The sequence below is a fragment of the Komarekiella delphini-convector SJRDD-AB1 genome (genome assembly GCF_014831675.1).
GTDB lineage: Bacteria > Cyanobacteriota > Cyanobacteriia > Cyanobacteriales > Nostocaceae > Komarekiella.
This window is the reverse complement of the sequence record NZ_VJXY01000147.1, coordinates 1-2,764: the sequence shown is the minus strand read 5'-3', so window position 1 is coordinate 2,764 and position 2,764 is coordinate 1. Positions and strand designations below refer to the sequence as shown.

General features: G+C 40.2%; 4 protein-coding genes. All 4 read right to left on the bottom strand.

Translation table 11 applies throughout. The features are described from left to right. On the bottom strand, nucleotides 1-481 hold a 481-nt coding region (locus tag FNW02_RS37855; RefSeq protein ID WP_191762584.1), incomplete at its 3' end, for a hypothetical protein. Between the two features lie 529 nt (nucleotides 482-1,010). After that, nucleotides 1,011-1,424, bottom strand: a complete 414-nt coding sequence (locus FNW02_RS37850; RefSeq protein ID WP_191762583.1) for a hypothetical protein — start codon at nucleotides 1,422-1,424, stop codon at nucleotides 1,011-1,013. 196 nt (nucleotides 1,425-1,620) lie between these two features. Then, nucleotides 1,621-1,830, bottom strand: a complete 210-nt coding sequence (locus tag FNW02_RS37845; protein ID WP_191762582.1) for a hypothetical protein — start codon at nucleotides 1,828-1,830, stop codon at nucleotides 1,621-1,623. A 388-nt stretch (nucleotides 1,831-2,218) separates the two neighbouring features. Beyond that, entirely contained in the window at nucleotides 2,219-2,494 is a 276-nt protein-coding gene (locus FNW02_RS37840; RefSeq protein WP_191762581.1) for a hypothetical protein, read from the bottom strand. Nucleotides 2,495-2,764 lie beyond the last annotated feature (270 nt).

The following is a 2,764-nucleotide window of genomic DNA, read 5'->3' as shown; positions in this document are numbered from 1 at the left end:
CTACAAAACGTTCATACTTCGGAATACCCAAGAACTGTTTCCAACTGGCCCAACAATTCCTTGAAATTTCCCGGTTCATAATCCGGTCACAGCACTTTTTTACCTCACTTAACGCTATTTTGGGGGGCTGCTGTTTAACTTCATCTGCTACAAAAGCCTCACCGGAGTTTACCTGATTACAGTACTTTTCAAATACCTCCTCCACTTTATACTCATTACTTTGCCAGAAATCTCTCAAACTCCGATACGTTACTTTGACACGCGGGTGATATTTACGCAGCCAAGCCAGACACAACAACAATTGGGTTTGTTCAGGTGTGTAGGAGCGACCTCGCACCTTATTTCCCTGGGGATAACAAGCACCTACAAGCCGCTCCCAATTTCGCCAAGTGCGCTCACTGATAATAGCTCCCCGAATCTTTTCACATTGGCTTTTGAGATTGATGGATTGGGAGATCCAATCCTCTAGTATTACTGGCATGATTTAGACTCTGCAATATTATTGTTACCGAGAGTATTGACAAAGTAATTGCGATTATTGCTGCACAAAATTCTAACAGTCCTGAAGGATTTGTCTCAATCTTTTCTATTGTTTCAGTTGAACCATCAAGAGTCGTTTTTGTGTATGTTTCCTTCTTGTACACATTTTGTTACCTCCGTATATATGGACACTCATGGTTGGTTGTTTGATACTACACTCACTCCCGAATCAAAAAAAATGTGTAGATAAATTGTGGCGTTTGGAACCGAAAAAGGGTCATTCCACTTGCTAACGTTCTGCCGAATCCTTACTTGATAAGCGTTTTAAACTTGTAGTATCTTAGTATTACTCCGGCTGATGGATATCAGAGGACTTCAACTTCGCTTTTTTCGCGGAATTCGGCATTATGAATGTAGTTTGTCATTAAAGGCAAAAACCTGTTATTGGCTTGGCTTACAAGTGTAGTAGCCTGTAACTGACTGGAAATCGGCAGTTCATTTTTTTAGCGCTCAAACTCTCATTCCCACTTTTACTGTACTGAAACTCTATGTATTGTTTTGCTAGTAAATCGCTCTTGTTCTCGGTGATATTGTTCTTCTGTGAAATCGTCAAGTTTAGTACGTAAATACTCTTGTGCTATCCACTTTTTGGGAATACCGTTTGGTAGTTGACTATAAATTTCCCCAATCTTTCCGATTACCCATACCTGATAACGAAGTATTGGTGGAGTTACATCAGTTTTGGCTATTACTTCCAGCATTTGCATGTGTTGTTGTTTGTATTCAGGTACGTTCATTGCCAACTCATTCCATCGTTTCCAAGTGCGGTAACATATACCCAAAATTCGCGTTCCTTCTGCTATCGATAGTGGCAATCCCAACAAATTTAAACCTAACTCTGAATTTGGTGATTCAAACAGTTTACTTTTCCACTCCTTCATCATTTCCTTGTCAATATGTAGTCAACAATCTTGTTCGTCATAACTCTAATTCCTTAGCACCTTAACGATGTCAAGTTGATTATCAATCTAATGGTTTAGAGCCTACTTAGAAGCTATACATTGACATCGTTACTTTAATAATAAAAAACCCATCGACTGATGGGTAGGGGTTTTCTAACGACTTAGTGTTTGGGAAACACTAACTTCTTGCTAAGCAGCTATGAATTGCTCCAAAATGATTAAGTACGTATGGTTTTGGTTCTACAAATCTGGAGCTACTTTCATCAGCTAACCAGTTTTTAACGGCCTCAACCGAGTAGCCAGATAATCTGCTCATCTGGTAAGTCGAAAAATCATGAATCTTTTTAAAATCTTTAGGATGTATTGGTGTGATACCAATTTGTGCCATACTGCTTTTGCTCCTACTGTAGGTTTAGTCTATTTTGGGAGTAGTCCTCCGGTGCTGTTACCACCGGGGGCATTTTGTTGGAAGTATATCATGTCATTGATTTAGCAAGTATTAGAACTGGGATAATAGGTTGAGTCAAATGACAGAAAGAATTTTTCTGTAGGTAACAATCATTCTTTCTCAAAAAGCTCATGAGCAATATCTTGCTGTTTCTAAATGTCGAGAGATTGCACTCTTGACTTTATTGAAACAAATACTGAAATGCTCCTCATGAATCATTGGCTTTTTCCAATCTGCTTGAACGGGTGAATGCAAACAAATAATTACATTGACCAAATTAAAGAATGTCGGGTATAGAATTATTGCATCTATCCCCACTTCATTAATCTCAAAACGCCTTCCTTTGATTCACCAACAGCGAGCGCAAGTACCGCCGACACTCCGCCTCGCCCTTGTATATCAGAATGCGGAAAGCCTCAACCTCCTGCATCGAAGAAACGCAAATGGAGGCGATCGCACTAATTAAGTCCTGCTGCGATCGCACATAGTCTTGATGTTGCTGCTCTAGTTCGGCAACCTTGGATTTTAATTCCTGAATCTGCCGTAATGCTTTGGTCAAGGACGATTCTCTGCGTTGAATGTCGTTGTCTACAGTTAACTGCATATTTTTGCTCCTTTGTATGTTTAGGTTAATATCTCGATTGGTGAAGTATTTGCTTCCTTCCGGTTCGTTAATTCTCCGCAAACTCTTCGATACTATGTAATTCCCGTCTGACAATTTGCGCTCCCAACTCCCGACGTTGGCCCGGGTGCAACACGAAAAAGTTGGGTCAAGCAGGATAAAGTCTAGCAATCAAAATGGAATCACAAAAAGTTAGCCAACTTCCCGCCGCCCATTGACATCTAGCGTGCAAAATTGCTTCAGCATTTTCTA